Source organism: Cellulomonas sp. PhB150, from assembly GCF_003755175.1.
GTDB lineage: Bacteria > Actinomycetota > Actinomycetes > Actinomycetales > Cellulomonadaceae > Cellulomonas.
Genome location: NZ_RKHX01000004.1, coordinates 468806 through 483637 on the forward strand (window position 1 = coordinate 468806; position 14832 = coordinate 483637).

Genomic DNA, 14832 nt, shown 5'->3' on the forward strand with positions numbered 1-14832 from the left:
TGCACGCATGCCGCCCACCCCCTCGACTGGTCTGTGTGCTGAGCGCGCGCCGTCTTGCACGCCTCGGTCGACCACAGCTCCTCACCGCACGCGCAGCACCTGGCCGAGCGACTCGCGCCGACGGGACGTGGACTCGACGGCGACGACGACCAACACCGTCGCCGCCAGCAGCACGGCCGGCATGAGCGCCCACCACGGCACCGCCACGGCGGGGTTCCCCGACTGCCCGGTGACCAGGCGCAGCGCCAGCGGGGCCACGATCGCACCGGCCAGCACGACGCCGAGCACCGTGCCCCCCAGGGCCGCGACCAGCGTCGGCGGCACCAGCTCACCCACCGCGACCCGCGCCGCGTCGTGTCGACGCAGGCCCAGCACGCGAGCCGTCGCGAGCGACCGGCCGCGACCGGGTGCCGAGGCGGCGGCGTCCAGCACGACGACGAGCACCGCGAGCCCGGCGCACGCCGCGGCGACCAGGGCGACGAGCATCAGCAGGCCGGAGACCAGCGGGTCCGATCGATGGTCGGCGAGCCACTGAGTACGGGCCAGCACGAGCCCACCGGACTCCGCGCTGGCGGTCCGCGCGGCCGCCGCGGCACCGGGTCCCACCACCCACACGGTGTTCGGGTCGGCCACCGCCTGCCCGGCACGAGGCGGCGTGCCGCCCGTCCTCCGGGCCCGTTCCGTGGCGACTGCGGTGACCACCGCGGCGAGCGCGGCGCGGTCCACGACGACGGTCGCTCCCGCGGGCGCGCCGTCGGGCGTCGCCGCCGGGAGGGCAGGGACGGTGCCCACGGGATCGAGGTCGATCGTCACGTCCCCCCAGCGCAGGGAGGGACGACTGCCCAGCAGGTCTGCGGCCACGAGTGCGGGCAGCCGACCGGGTGCCGCGCCCGTGGTCGCGGCCTGCGAGGCGTCGGACAGGACGGCGAGCTCCGGCGCGGCGCCGAACGGCGTCCGGCTCAGCAGCGTCTCGTAGGTCGCGGGGTCCACGGCGAGCACGCGCACCTCGTCGACGCCGGGCACCCCGAAGAGCTGGCTGCGCGCCTGGACCCGGCCGGCGGCCGCCGCCTCGACGCCGTCGGCCCCGGCCACCGTCTTCGCGAGGACCTGCAGGGACGGGTCGGGCGTCGTCGTCCGCACGAGTGCGTCCGCCCCGACGGCATCCCACGAGCCCGCCGACTGCCCCGCCCGCGCCGTGCCCGCGAGCGCGCCGCACAGCACGGCCAGGGACGCGACCACGACGAGCGCGACGAAGGGCAGCGCAGCGCTCGTGGACCGCGCCCGGGCCACGGCCAGCAGCGGGCCGGCCCGGCGGGACCCCCGGGCGACGCGCAGCACGCCCCCGAGCAGCGGCGGGACGGCTCGCCACAGCACGAGCGCCCCCGCCGCCGCGACGAGCACCGGCGCAGCGGCGAGCACCAGGTCCGCGGGGCCGGACGCCGACACGGCGCCCCGCCTGCGCAGGGCGGCCAACGCCGCGACCGCGAGCACGAGGAGCGCGATCTCGAACGCCGCCCGTCGCACGGTGCGGACGCGCCGCGCGAGCCGACGCTGGTGCCGATCGGTCGAGACCCGTCGCGCCTCGCTCCGTGCGGCGGTCCACGCGGCGAACGAGGGCGGTGCGAGCACGCCGACGACGGCCACGAGCCCGACCCAGACCCAGGTCACGGGGCCGGGCGCCGCGAGGAGCCCGACCATCACGCCCACGGCAGCCCCCAGGCCGACGACCACCGCCGACTCGGCAGCGGCCCGCCCGGCGATGCCGGCGAGGGTGGCGCCGCGAGCACGGACCGTGCGCAGCGCCTCGGACCGGCGGCGTGCGAGCAGGTCCGCTGCGACCAGGAGCACCAGCAGGGCGCCACCAGCCAGCCCGGCGAGCAGCACGGTGGCCTGCGACCACGTGGCCGCGACGCGCTCCCCGGCCTGGGTGAGCAGGGCGTCGAGCTGCGTGGTGACCCGCGGTGCGGGTCCGGGGGCGTGCAGCACGTCGGGCGACGCCTCGAGCGCCGCGAGCTGCCGGACCAGCGCCGCGGAGTGCTCGTGGTCGAGCGCCTGCGCATCCACGGGGAAGCGGAAGGTGCGGGTGACGCCGTCCGCCTCGAGCGCGGCGCGGGCCGCGGGCAGCGACGCCGCGGACAGCAGTCCCGCCACCAGGGTCGTCGGCGCGGTGCTCGGGCCGCCGACCGTCGGCCGCAGCACCTCCGGCCGCGCCGCCCACACCGGGTCGTGCGGGTCCAGCGCCTCGAAGACCCCGGTGACCAGGACCGGCACGACCGAGCGGTCGGGCTTGATGGTCTGCACCGCGTCGCCGGCGCTCACACCCAGGGACTGCGCCACGGCCTCGGACAGCCCGAGCTGCACGGCGCCGTCGTCCCCGGGCCGGCCCGGCGCGGCACCCGAGACCCAGCGGACGGCGGGCTCGTGGCCGGCCCACAGGTAGGTCATCCACAGGACGCCTCCGGCGGGCAGCCGCGCGGTGCTGATCCCGAGCTCGGTGCTGCTCGCGGCGGCGGTCGGCGGCCCGAGCACGGGCCGCAGCGACCGAGGCATCGCGGCGACCATCGCGCGCGCGGCGTCGTCGACGCTCGACGTCGTGTCCGTCGCGTCGGCGGTCGCGTCGGAGTTGCCGGGGCCGTAGGTGGAGGTGACGACCAGGTCGGCCGGGGGGTCCGCCAGCGCGACGGCCGTCCGGACCGCGGTGTCGGCCCGTTCGCCGAGGCGCGTCGGCACCGCGACCGTGATCCCCACGGTGAGTGCGACGACGAGCATCGTCACGAGCAGCGGCCACAGGTCGGCGCGGGCCGCGCGCCAGCCGGTCGTCACGTCGCGTCCATCCGCAGTCGGGCCATCGTCGCCCGGCGCACGGCTCGGGCAGCGAGCGGGACGATGACGGCGGCGCAGCCGAGCAGCAGGGCGAAGACCGTCGCCACCAGGGCTGGCCACGGCCAGACCGCGACGGCTGCGGGAACGGGCGGGAGCCCTTCGGCGGAGATCGCCAGCAGGGGGCCGACGGCCCAGCAGGCGAGAGCGCCCAGGAGGGCGCCCGCGAGGATCGGCACCCCGGTGAGGACGCCCTGCTCGGCGAGCACCGCCGTGCGAACGGTCCGCCGCGACGCGCCCAGCCCGCGCAGACGGGCGACGTCCACCTCACGCGCGTCGAGCGCCGTGGTGGAGTGCAGGGCGGTGCCGGCGATCGCGAGCACGAGGGCCGCGACCACCAGGAGCGCGATCGCCGCGCGCTGAGCCGCACGCAGAGGGCCGTCGACGCTCTCGTGGGCCACTGCCGCGCGCGCGGTGACCGGGCCGACGCCCTGCGCCTCGAGCTCGGCGACGGCGGTCGCGGGGATCGCCCCACCGACCCACCATGCGTCGGTGAGCGTGCCGAGGCTGCCGTGGCTGAGCGCCGCGCGGGACAGCGTGTCCGTGTCGGCGAGGAGGGCGGCCGCGCGCGGTTGCGACGGCACGTAGGCGACGATGCCCCGGACCTTCGCCTGCAGCGGGACCACCCCGAGCGAGAGCTGCACGCCGTCGCCCACCGCGAGGCCCAGCTCGTCGGCCAGGCGCTGCGAGACCACGACCGGGACGTCCTCGACGGGGTCGAACGCGAGCGCGGTCAGCACGCCGTCGCTCCAGTACAGGCCCGGCAGGGACGCGGTGCCCTCGAGCCTCAGGCGCACCCCGTCGGGCACCGTCTCGGACGTGATGGTGTTCAGCGACGCTGCCACGTAGTCGGTCGTCGCCGGGACCGCCGCGGACCAGGTCCCGGGCGAGAGGGTCGCGTCGAGCAGCGTCACGTCGACGGCGACCGGCACCCGGACGTCCTGGTCGACGTCCTGCTCGCCGCCTGCCGCCGTGAGGTGGGCGTCGACGGCGACCACGCGTGCACCCGGCGGGACTGCCACGGTCAGCCGGTGGCGCGCGCCGTCCAGCGCCACGACCCCCGCGGGTAGTGCGGCACCCGCGCCGGTGGCGTCCTGCACGACGATGCTCAGCGACACGTTCATCGGGAGGCCGTCCCCGACGTGGCCTGCCACGACGACGTCAGCACTGCGACCGGTGAGCAGCACGCCACCGAGCGGCTCGGGCGGCGCCAGGCCCGCGGTGGCCCCGGCCCAGTCACCGCTGGGCAGCCGGCCGCGCAGCAGCTCGTCGGCGTCCCGGGTGTCGACCGCCACCAGCCGCACGGCCTCGTCACCCGGTAGCGCACGCGAGCCGAGCGTCACGGGCCGGCTGGTGACCGCGCTGACGCGCCCGCCGGTCGCCGCGCGCAGGGCCGCGCCGCCGCCCAGCGTGTCGACGTGCGCCGCGACCGCCAGGTCGGTGCCGACCGTCGCCGCCGCCTGGTCGCGCTGCGACTGCGCCCACGTCGCCGCGAACCCGACGCCGAACGTCGCGCACGCCGTCGCCAGCACCACCAGGAACGCCGCCGCGGTGCCCTGCGGACGGCGGGCCACCCCCCAGGCGGCGAGCGGGAGCGCCAGCGAGCGGGCCGCGGTGGCACGCGCGTCGGCGCGCCGGGCGAGGATCGGGAGCAGACGGAGCGCGAGTGCCGCGCCCGCCAGCAGGAACAGCACGGGGCCGACGACGAGCACGGGGTCGGCCACAGCACCGGTCGCGACGCCGTGGTCGCGCAGCTGCAGGTAGGCGAGCACGGCGAACGCGAGCAGGAGCAGGTCGGTTCCGGAGCGTGCCACCACGCCGATCCGGTCGTCGCGGCCCGCGCGCGCCGGCCGGGTGCGCAGCCACGGCAGCACCAGGAGCGCGCCGAGAGTGACCGCGACGGCGGTGACGGCGACGACCAGCGGGACGAGCCCGTCCTCGGTGATGCCGGCCGGGCCGAGACCGACCGCGTCGCTCAGGACGTGGAACAGCCCCAGCGCGAGCGCCGTCGCGGGGACGACGCACAGCGCGACGAGCACCCCGGCCTCCGCGGCGGCCTGCGCGACCAGTCGCCCCCGGCTCGCACCGCGTGCGACGAGCAGCGCAGCCTCCGGCGCTCGTCGTGCGGCGATCATCCGGGCGGCCAGGAGCACCGCGGTCGCGGCGAGCGAGGCTCCGAGCAGGGCGACGGCCAGCACACCCGAGCTGGTCACGCCGCGCTGCTCGCGCGCGCCGTCGAGCGTGTGCGCGAACGGCAGGTCCACCACGACGTTCTGGGCGCGGTCGCCGAGCGCGCTCGTCAGCTCGGCGCTCAGTGCGTCGGCGGTCTCACCCGCGCGGGCGACGTCGGCGGCGCTCGCGCCCGCCAGGTCGGGCTGGACGCGCAGCGCGACCCGCCGGAACGGGACGTCGCTCGTGGCGAGCGCACCGGGCGCGACGACGAACGGCCCGTACGCGGTGATGAACCCGCGGTAGTTCGGGCTGGTGCCGCTGCCCGTCAGGGGGTCCTCCTCCCACGCGGCGCCGGGGCGGGGCGTGAACGTCCCGACGAGCGTCAACGTCGAGCCGTTGCCACCCGGCTCGGCCGCGAGGGTCGTCGAGCTGCCGACGTCCAGCCCCAGCGCCTTGGCCGCCGTGACGGGCAGGGCCACCTCGCCGGGCGCGGTCGGCCAACGCCCTGCCACGACCGTGCCTCGCGCGTCCGGGACGTCGAGGTCGGCGAGGTACGCCAGCCGCAGGGGGCCGCTGGTGACGGGCAGGTACTGCATGATCGTCGACGACCACGTCGTCACCGTGGTCGGCAGGTCCCCGAACGTGCCCGTGAGCAGCGCGGACGCCTGCGCGACGGCGGCGCTCGGGTCCTGTGCGGTCGCGGTGACCCGCGCGTCGACCTCGGAGTCGTCCGTGCCGTCCGGGAAGCCGAGTGCGACGCCGACCTGGACGTCCGCGGCGGACGCGTCGACGACCGCGACCTGCAGGGCCCGCTGCGGCGCAGCCGTCGTGAGCGCCACGCACACCCCGACCAGCGCGGCGCCCGCGACCATCACGGCCAGCACCGCAGCGAGCACGCCCAGCTGGGCACGCGCGCGCCGCCGGACGAGCTCACCCATGCCCGACGTCCTCCACCAGCAGTCCGTCCACGAGGTGCACCGCGCGGTCCGCGAGCGCGATCATCACCGGGTCGTGCGTCGCGACCAGAGCGGTCATGCCCTCGGCCTCGACGACGCCGCGGATCAGCGCCATCACGGAGAGCCCGGTCTCGCTGTCGAGCTGCCCGGTCGGCTCGTCGGCGACCAGCAGCCGTGGCGACGCGGCGAGAGCGCGCGCGATCGCGACGCGCTGCTGCTGGCCGCCCGACAGCTCGTCGGGCCGCTGCAACGCGTGGGCGGTGAGCCCGACGAGCTCGAGGAGCAGCTCGACGCGACGCTCGCGCTGGGCCGCCGGGGCCTCGTGCAGGCGCAGCGGGAGGCCGACGTTCTCGGCCGCCGTCAGCTCGGGGATCAACCCGAACGTCTGGAACACGAACGCCACCCGCTCGCGACGCAGCTCGTCCTGCCCGTCCTCCGTGAGCGTGGCCACCTCGGTGCCGTCGACGAGCACGCTGCCCTCGTCGGGCCGGTCGAGGCCGCCGACGACGTTGAGCAGCGTCGTCTTCCCCGAGCCGGAGCGGCCGACGAGCGCCACGAGCTCGCCCGGTGCCACGTCGAGGTCGACTCCCCGCAGCGCGTGCACAGCCGCACGCCCGTGGCCGAACGTGCGGTGCACGCCGCGGAGACGAACGGTCGCGCCGGCGCCGGCGGTCACCGTCCGGCCCCGTCGGGACGGACGCTGACGTGGTCGCCCTCCAGCGCGAGGCGCACCCGGCGGGTCAGCTCGAGCGCCTCGCGGTACTCGCGCGGGACCTGCACCCGGCCCGCCCGGTCCATCACCGCGTACTCCTCATGGGTCACGTCGCCGCCGGAGTCCCGGCGGAGCACCTCGCTGCTCGTCCGCCCGTCGCGGATCGCGACGGTGCGCTCGACCTGCGCGCTGACCGAGGGGTCGTGCGTGACCACGACGACGGTGGTGCCGGCCTCACGATTCGCGGTGCGCAGCGCGTCGAACACCTCCTGCGACGTCGCGGTGTCGAGCTCGCCCGTCGGCTCGTCGGCCAGCAGCAGCTGCGGCTCGTTGGCGAGCGCCGTGGCGATCGCGACGCGCTGCTGCTCACCGCCCGACATCTCGTGCGGTCGCCGGTCGGCGACGTGCCCGACGCCGAGCAGGTCGAGCAGCTCGTCCGCACGCGCGGCCCGGCGCCGGCGGTGCGTGAAGGTCATCGGGGTCGCGACGTTCTGGCGGCCCGTCAGGTACGGCAGCAGGTTGCGCGACGTCTGCTGCCACACGAACCCGACCATCTGCTGGCGGTACGCCACGCGGTCCCGCGCGTGCATCGCCATGAGGTCCCAGCGGCCGACCCGCGCGCGCCCGGCCGTGGGTGCGTCCATGCCCGACAGGAGCGAGAGGAGCGTCGACTTGCCGGACCCGCTGGCGCCGACGACGGCGATCATCTCGCCCTGGTCCACGAGCAGGTCGAGGCCCTGCAGCGCCTGCACCTCGACGCTGCCGGTCTGGTAGATCCGCACGAGGTTGTCGCAGACGACGAGCGCGTCGTGGCCGAACTGCGCGGAGGGTGCGGTACGGCCGCCCAGGGCCTCGAGCGTGCTGTCGGACATCACCGGCTCCCTCGTCGGATGATCTGCAGACGCAGACTAGGCCCCGGCCGGTCCTCTGCTCGGCGATGGGCATAAATAGGGGGTCGCTGAGGTCCCGCGGAGGGCATGCTGCAAGGAGCGTCGCCCGCGTTCGTCGACCCCCACGGAGTACTGACCATGACCGCTCTGCTCACCACCGAGGCGCTCGATGCCGCCATCGCGGCGGAGTCGTTCACCGGCGTGCTCACCATCGACGAGGGGGACACGCGGACGCTCGAGCGCTGCGAGGGTTTCGCGAACCGCGCCCTCGGCGTGCGTCACACCCCGAGCACCCGCATCTCGGCCGGGAGCGGCAACAAGGGCTTCACCGCGCTCGCGATCATGCGACTCGTCGAGGTCGGCACGCTCGGCCTGGGGGACCTCGTCCGGCCGATCCTCGGCGAAGACCTGCCCCTCATCGACGACGCGGTCACGATCGAGCACCTGCTCACCCACACCTCCGGCATCGGCGACTACCTGGACGAGGAGGGCGACGGGGAGATCGACGACTACGTCTTCTCCCTGCCGCTGCACCTGCTCGCCGAGACCGAGGCGTTCCTGCCCGCCCTCGCCGGCTTCCCGCAGAAGTTCCCGCCGGGCGAGCGGTTCTCCTACTGCAACGGCGGGTACGTCGTCCTGGCGCTCGTCGCCGAGCGGGTCAGCGGCCGCACCTTCCACGAGCTGGTCCAGGCCGAGGTCTGCGACCGGGCGGGCCTCACCGGCACTGCCTTCCTCCGCTCCGACGACCTTCCTGCGGACGCCGCGCTCGGGTACCTGGATGAGGCGGGGAACCGCACCAACGTCCTGCACCTCCCGGTCCGGGGCAACGGCGACGGCGGGATGTACGTCACCGCGGACGACCTGCACCGGTTCTGGAACGCCTTGCTCGACGGCCGGATCGTGTCGCCCGGCACGCTCGCCGAGATGACTCGTCCCCGCGTCGACGTGCCGTCGGAGCACAAGCGATACGGGATGGGGTTCTGGCTGGGTCGCCGCAGCTCGTCGCTCATCCTGGAGGGCTACGACGCGGGTGCGTCGTTCCGGTCCACGCACCTCCCGGAGACGCGGACGACGGTCACCGTGCTCGGCAACAACTCCGAGGGCGCCTGGCCGGTGATCTACGCCCTCGCGGACGCCATCGACGGGACGGTCCGGGGGAAGTTCCTCGACGAGGGCTGACGCGCGACCGACCCGGCGGGTGGCGTCAGACCGGCCGCGCGTAGGGGTTCCCGTACGCGGGAGGTCCCGACGGTCGTTCGTGCCCGGACGGGCCTGCGGCCACCTGTGGCTGGGCGGCGACGACGCGGTGGCGGCGAACCCTGCTCAGCACGAGGACGTTCGAGAGGTGGAAGACGCCGAGCAGGAGCGCCACCGCTCCGAGCTTGGAGGCCAGCGCCTCGATGCCCTGCTGGGCCGAGGTCACTGGTTGGCCTATCCGGAGCATGAGCGAGACGAACCCGAGGTTGACGAGGTAGAACCCGACGACCAGGAGCCGGTTGGTCGCTGCGGCGACCTTCGCGTCGCCGTGGAAGGCGTCGACGAGGAAGACCTCCCCGTTCCGCGCCAGGGTCCTGGCGACCCAGATGGTCAGCGCGACGCTGACCGCGATGTAGACGAGGTAGGTGATGACGGTGGGACTCATCGGACGCTCCTTGGCGCGATGCCGGCCGACTGGTCGTCGGCAGGTTGAACATGTTCAACATCAGCGACGCTAGCCCTCGTGTTGAACATGTTCAAGTGACGCTGGTCACGGTGACGCGTCCACCCGTACCGCCGATGCGGTAGCCGCATCGCGCCATCCGCCCGATTCGCCGATCGGGCGTCGTCGCGAGGATCGATGACGTCAACCTGAACCTCGCAATGGGAGTCGAGATCCATGTCAACGTTCCTCGCAGAGCTCGGGCGCTTCAGCGCTCGTCACCGAGCGGTGGTGATCATCGCGTGGGTCGCCGTCTTCGCCGGTCTCGCTGGCGTCATCGGCACCAACGGGATGGGCAACACCTCCGCGGACAGCATCCCCGGCTCGCGCGCCTCGCAGGCACTCGAGCGAATGGCCCAGGAGTTCCCGACCGACGGTGCGGCCGAGGGCGCCCAGAACCTGCAGCTCGTGTTCCAGCCGAAGTCGGGTGCGGTCACCGACCCGGACGTTGCCGAGCAGATCCACGCCGTGCTGAACAGTGCGGCGTCGCTCCCTGGTCTCGACTCGATCACCGACCCGCTCGATCCCCAGACGCCCTACGTCTCGGCGGACGGGAGCGTCGCCGTGGCGACCCTCACCTACGTCGGCCTCGACGAGGACGCGCAGCAGTCCTCCTACGAGGCAGCCCTCGCGCTCCAGCAGTCCACGCCGGCCGACCTCGGCGTCGAGCTCGGAGGCAACCTCGTCCCGCTCGGAGCGCCCGAACAGGGTGTCGGCGAGATGCTCGGCGTTCTCGCCGCCTTCGTCGTCCTTCTCCTCACCTTCGGGTCCCTGCGCGCTGCCGGAGCCAACCTTCTCGTCGCCGCGTTCGGCGTCGGGGTCGGCATCCTCGGAGTCTTCGCGTACGGCTCGATCAACCCGATCGGTGCGAACACGATCATCCTGGCCTCGATGCTCGGCCTGGCGGTCGGGATCGACTACGGGCTCTTCATCGTCTCCCGATTCCAGCAGGAGGTCCGTTCCGGGAAGTCGGTCGACGACGCCATCGCCCGTGCCACCGGGACCGCCGGGACCGCTGTCGTGTTCGCCGGTGCGACCGTGATCGTGGCTCTGGTGGCTCTCATAGTCGCCAACATCGGGTTCATCACGGAGATGGGCATCGCTGCGGCATTCGCCGTCCTTGTCGCCGTGCTGCTGTCCCTGACGCTGCTTCCGGTCCTGCTCGAGACCATGGGTCCGAAGGCGTTGTCCAAGAAGCACCGCCAGGACCTCGCCGAAGGGCACCTCTGGTCCGACGAGAGCGCGGACAAGCGGACCTTCCTGCGCAGGTGGGGCACGTTCGTCGTCAAGCGTCCCCTCCTCTCCCTGGGCGGCGGCGCTGCAGTTCTCGTCGTGGCCGCGCTGCCGGTCCTGAGCATGGAGACCGCATTCGTCGTCCCCGGTGGCGCCGACCCGGAGTCCACCGAGCGCACCGCCTACAACGTGATCGTCGACGAGTTCGGCGGCGTCCAGAGCCCGCTCATCGTGCTGGCTGACGGCGCCGACGTGGCGAGCAGGACCGGGTCTCTCGAGCAGACGCTCGCCGCGCTTCCCGGCGTCGCCTCGGTGACGCCTGCCGCGATCAGCGCCGACGGGGACGTCGCCCGCGTCACGGTGATCCCCACGGGCGGTCCGATCGACGAAACCACGACGAACCTCGTCCACGGGCTCCGCGCGAACGGGGACACGCTGGTGCCTGGAGTCACCCTCGAGGTCACCGGTGAGGCCGCCATCGGCATTGATCAGACGGCCGCGCTCAACACCGCACTCATCAAGTACGTCATCGTCATCGCCCTGATCTCGATGGCTCTGCTGATCCTGATGTTCCGCTCGATCCTCATCCCGGTCATCGCCACCGCGGGCTACCTGCTGTCACTGCTCGCTGCGTTCGGCGCGAGCACGGCGGTCTTCCAGTGGGGCTGGAGCTTCCCGCTGATCCAGGCTCCGCAGGGCGACCCCATGATGAGCCTCCTGCCGATCCTCCTGGTGGGGGTGCTGTTCGGCCTCGCCATGGACTACCAGGTGTTCCTCGTCTCCCGGATCAAGGAGATGCACGACCGAGGCCTTGCGCCCAAGGACGCCATCGTCGAGGGGTTCTCGCGCGCGGCCCCGATGATCGTCGCCGCTGCCACGATCATGACCGTCGTCTTCGCCGGGTTCGCCTCGTCGACGTTCGCCATCGCCGCGTCGATCGCTTTCGGGCTCTTCGTCGGGGTCCTGGCCGACGCGTTCATCGTCCGGCTGATCCTCATGCCAGCCGCGATGTCCCTGCTCGGTAGGTCGGCGTGGTGGATTCCCCGGTGGCTCGACGAGGTGCTGCCCCACGTCGACACGGAGGGGCACGCACTCGACGAGAGCCCGAAGGAGCGTCCGCTCGAGCTCGCGAGCATCTAGCCCCGGAGACCCGCCGTGGGGGCCTTCGCCATGAGCGACGGCCCCCGCACCGGCGTATCGACGCGCGCAGGCTGCGGCCTGCTGCAGCTCGAGGCTCGAGCTGGCCATAGCCTCGTATGGCGCCCGACTCCTCCCCCCATCGTCGTGACCGCGAGAGGTCGAAGCTGAAGTGACTGAAAGCAGCTCCAGAGGTCTCGTCCGGCGGGCCACAGAGATCGCGCGCGCGGGGCGCGGAGGACGTCCCACTGCGGCGGGCTGGATCCTGGACCTCATCGCTCTCGCCAGCATGCTGACGACGGCGTGGGTTCGCACCGGAGAGACGGTGGGGCCCGGTGCCGCTCTGCTGACCCTCACGTTGGCTGCGTGGGCGCCGCTGCTCATCCAGACCTACCGCCCCGTGCTCGCGCTGGCGGGGACCGTTCTCGCCGACGCCTGCATCATCACCTTCCTCTCGGTCCCGCCATCGGTCGCCGAGCTCTCCATCGGCATGGGTGCCCGCCAACCCGCACCGATCGCGACGGTAATCGCGGCGTACACGCTGGCCTCACGCGTCCCTCTGCGCTTCGGCTGGATCGCCGGCACGTCGGCCGGTGCGATCCTGTTCGTGGTCAGCGTCCTGACCGGTCCCTCGGAGTTTTTGCTCGCCGATCTCGTCATGTTCTACCTCGTCCTCACCGGCACCGGCATCGGCTCGCTCGTGACGGTCAGGCGGGAACGGGCAAGGCGTCTGGAGGTCTCCCGCGCCGAGCTCACGGACCGTGCCGTCCTCGACGAGAGGCTGCGGATCGCGCGCGAGCTGCACGACGTCCTGGCCCACAACCTGACGCTGGTCAACGCCCAGGCCGGCGTCGCGGAGTACCTCCTCCGCACCGACCCGGATGCGGCCGCGACGGCGCTGCAGGACATCACCAACCACACCACCCGGGCCATCGAGGATCTTCAGGCCACCATCGGACTGCTCCGCCACGACGACGGAACGACGGCCGGGGCGCGGGCCCCGACACCTGGCCTCGCCCGCCTCGACGATCTCGTCGGCTCCTTCCGATCGGCCGGGACGACCGTGGATCTCACGACGGATGGTGTCCCGTGGCCCCTCAGCGAGATCGCCGACCTCGCCGCCTACCGCATCGTCCAGGAGTCGCTCACCAACGCGACCAAGCACGCCCCGGGCGTCACGATCCTCGTCGGCGTCCGGTGGTCGGCGACCGTGCTCGAGCTGATGGTCACGAACAGCCTGTTGCGCACGGACGCCCGGCCGCCAGCACCGGGTACGGGCCACGGGCTCATCGGGATGCGCGAACGCGCCAGCGCTGCAGGCGGGACGCTCGTGGCGACCGCGATTCCCGGGCCGTCGTTCCAGGTCCACGCCACCCTGCCACGCGACGTCGCCCGCGGGGACGGCTCGGACGCGGAAGGATCGTCCTCGTGACCATCCGTGTACTGCTGGCCGACGATCAAGAGCTTCTCCGGGCAACGTTCCGGCTCCTGCTCGACTCGACCGACGACATCGAGGTCGTCGGGGAGGCGTCCACCGGCCACGAAGCCGTCGACCACGCCAAGCAGTCCCGAGCCGACCTCGTGCTCATGGATATCCGCATGCCCGGTCTCGACGGGATCGCTGCGACGGCGCTCATCACCTCCGACGAGGAGCTCGCAGGCGTCAAGGTCCTGGTCCTGACGACGTTCGAGACGGACGAGCTCGTCCTGGAGGCGCTGCGCGCGGGGGCCTCGGGCTTTCTCGGGAAGGGGACGGACCCGGCGTCGCTGCTCGCAGCGATCCGCACCGTCGCGGCCGGTGAGCAGCTCCTCTCCCCAGCGGCGACCCGTGCTGTCGTCGAGCGAATCACCTCGACGCCCGGGCCCGAGCACCACACTCCACGACCCGGCATCGACGACCTGACCGCGCGCGAGCGTGAGATCACGGTGCTGGTGGCCCAAGGCCTGTCGAACGTCGAGATCGGCGAGCAGCTGTTCATCAGCCCCGCAACGGCGAAGACGCACGTCAACCGCGCCATGATGAAGACGGGTGCGCGAGACAGAGCTCAGCTCGTCGTCTTCGCCTACGAGTCGGGCCTCATGCACTGAGCGGGGCCTCGGGAGGAAATGGCCGTCGCCCCGGCCGGGCTGCGTCCGTCCTGTCGAGGCATGCCAGAGCTCGGGAGCGTCGCGTGGCCACCCGGACCGCTCACAACCGACCGACTTCTGCTCCGCCCGCCGGTGCCGCGCGATCGCACGGCATTCATCGAGCTGTACACGTCACCGGCCGTAGGGACGTACACAGGCGGACCGACATCCCGTGAGGCTGTCGAACGTGCGCTACCCGCGGCTCCACCGGTCCGTCCAGGTCACTTCGTGATCGATCTCGACGGAGCAATGATCGGAGCGGTCCAGCTCGAACGCCGGGACCTCGACTACGAGGTTCGCCAGGCGGCCGGCTCCGTGGACCTCGGGAACCTCCTTCTCCCAGAGGCATGGGGACGCGGATACGCCACCGAGGCGTGTGCAGCCGCACTCGTCTGGTTCGCGGACGCTCTACCCGGCGAAGCCGTCGTGCTCACCACCCAGACCGCGAACGAACCGTCGATGCGCCTCGCAGCGAGGCTGGGGTTCGTCGAAGTCGAGCGGTTCGAGGCGTACGACGCCGAGCAGTGGTTCGGCAGCTGGACCCCACCCGCATCGGCCGGCTGAGCATCGGGAGGACCCGGTCCGGCGCTCACTGGACGCCGAAGTCGGGGGCGTCCGCCTCCAGGTGCCCGTACTTCGCCCGGAGGAAGTTGCCGGTGGTGCTCAGGTCCGCCGCGACCCGACGGTGGTGGCTTGCGTAGAGGGCGTCGCTCTGGCCTGCGAGTATCCGCAGCTGCTCGGTCAGCTCCTCGTCGGGGGTGCGCCCGTTGGGCTGGCGCTCATGCACTCTGCTCGGTGCGATCGCCAGGTAGTTCCTGAGAACCGAAGGCAGGTACTGCCGGGCCATGGCGTCCAGCTCGTACTCGAACCGCGGGTCTGCAGTGGGCTCACGTTCCTCGGCCGCGATCACGGCGTCGAGCACCTGGCAGGTCGGCGGTCTCAACCAGTCATCGCAACATGCTTCTCGGATGGGCTCTTGGTCTGGGTCGAGCGAGGGGTTGAGGTTGATGGTGCGTCGGGGCAGGT

General features: G+C 73.2%; 11 protein-coding genes. 5 read left to right on the forward strand and 6 right to left on the reverse strand.

Features of this window, described 5'->3' with window-relative positions:
- Nucleotides 1–81: 81 nt before the first annotated feature.
- The 4 genes from EDF34_RS15310 to EDF34_RS15325 are packed head-to-tail and all read right to left on the reverse strand — an operon-like array spanning nt 82 to nt 7592.
- Nucleotides 82–2823 (reverse strand): FtsX-like permease family protein, encoded by a 2742-nt coding sequence (locus EDF34_RS15310; protein ID WP_123372352.1) that lies wholly within the window; start codon nt 2821–2823, stop codon nt 82–84.
- Complete coding sequence (locus tag EDF34_RS15315; RefSeq protein WP_123372353.1) at nt 2820–5990, reverse strand: FtsX-like permease family protein; 3171 nt, start codon at nt 5988–5990, stop codon at nt 2820–2822. Before EDF34_RS15315 ends, EDF34_RS15310 begins: the two co-directional genes overlap by 4 nt.
- A complete protein-coding gene (locus tag EDF34_RS15320; protein ID WP_123372354.1) occupies nt 5983–6684 on the reverse strand; it encodes an ABC transporter ATP-binding protein in 702 nt (233 codons plus the stop codon). The genes EDF34_RS15315 and EDF34_RS15320 overlap by 8 nt, the downstream gene beginning before the upstream one ends.
- Complete coding sequence (locus EDF34_RS15325; RefSeq protein ID WP_123372355.1) at nt 6681–7592, reverse strand: ABC transporter ATP-binding protein; 912 nt, start codon at nt 7590–7592, stop codon at nt 6681–6683. The genes EDF34_RS15320 and EDF34_RS15325 overlap by 4 nt, the downstream gene beginning before the upstream one ends.
- Before the next feature lie 156 nt (nt 7593–7748).
- On the opposite strand from EDF34_RS15325, the gene EDF34_RS15330 reads away from it, so the two are divergent.
- Nucleotides 7749–8789: a serine hydrolase gene (locus EDF34_RS15330; RefSeq protein WP_123372356.1), complete on the forward strand. Its 1041-nt coding sequence runs from the start codon at nt 7749–7751 to the stop codon at nt 8787–8789.
- 25 nt (nt 8790–8814) lie between these two features.
- Here the strand turns inward: EDF34_RS15330 and EDF34_RS15335 are convergent, their stop codons facing one another.
- Nucleotides 8815–9252 carry a hypothetical protein gene (locus EDF34_RS15335; protein ID WP_123372357.1) on the reverse strand — a complete coding sequence of 146 codons (438 nt, stop codon included), beginning with the start codon at nt 9250–9252 and terminating at the stop codon, nt 8815–8817.
- Between the two features lie 288 nt (nt 9253–9540).
- Here EDF34_RS15335 and EDF34_RS15340 point away from each other — a divergent pair, with 288 nt between their 5' ends.
- From EDF34_RS15340 to EDF34_RS15355, 4 genes are all read left to right on the forward strand, one after another.
- The gene (locus EDF34_RS15340) at nt 9541–11682 is read left to right on the forward strand and encodes an MMPL family transporter (protein WP_233575411.1); all 2142 of its coding nucleotides are present in this window, start codon (nt 9541–9543) and stop codon (nt 11680–11682) included.
- 322 nt (nt 11683–12004) lie between these two features.
- Nucleotides 12005–13111, forward strand: coding sequence for a sensor histidine kinase (locus tag EDF34_RS15345; protein WP_158615102.1), 1107 nt, complete (start codon nt 12005–12007; stop codon nt 13109–13111).
- Nucleotides 13108–13767, forward strand: a complete 660-nt coding sequence (locus tag EDF34_RS15350; protein ID WP_123372360.1) for a response regulator transcription factor — start codon at nt 13108–13110, stop codon at nt 13765–13767. The genes EDF34_RS15345 and EDF34_RS15350 overlap by 4 nt, the downstream gene beginning before the upstream one ends.
- Before the next feature lie 60 nt (nt 13768–13827).
- Complete coding sequence (locus tag EDF34_RS15355; RefSeq protein WP_123372361.1) at nt 13828–14370, forward strand: GNAT family N-acetyltransferase; 543 nt, start codon at nt 13828–13830, stop codon at nt 14368–14370.
- Nucleotides 14371–14395: 25 nt separating this feature from the next.
- Here EDF34_RS15355 and EDF34_RS15360 read toward each other — a convergent pair.
- On the reverse strand, nt 14396–14832 hold a 437-nt coding region (locus EDF34_RS15360), incomplete at its 5' end, for a hypothetical protein (RefSeq protein ID WP_233575412.1).

Bases quoted from the DNA above. Each gene is read 5' to 3' on its own strand.
- EDF34_RS15325 (WP_123372355.1), bottom strand. From the start codon at position 7,592: ATGTCCGACAGCACGCTCGAGGCCCTGGGCGGCCGTACCGCACCCTCC.
- EDF34_RS15315 (WP_123372353.1), bottom strand. From the start codon at position 5,990: ATGGGTGAGCTCGTCCGGCGGCGCGCGCGTGCCCAGCTGGGCGTGCTC.
- EDF34_RS15355 (WP_123372361.1), top strand. From the start codon at position 13,828: ATGCCAGAGCTCGGGAGCGTCGCGTGGCCACCCGGACCGCTCACAACC.
- EDF34_RS15335 (WP_123372357.1), bottom strand. From the start codon at position 9,252: ATGAGTCCCACCGTCATCACCTACCTCGTCTACATCGCGGTCAGCGTC.
- EDF34_RS15330 (WP_123372356.1), top strand. From the start codon at position 7,749: ATGACCGCTCTGCTCACCACCGAGGCGCTCGATGCCGCCATCGCGGCG.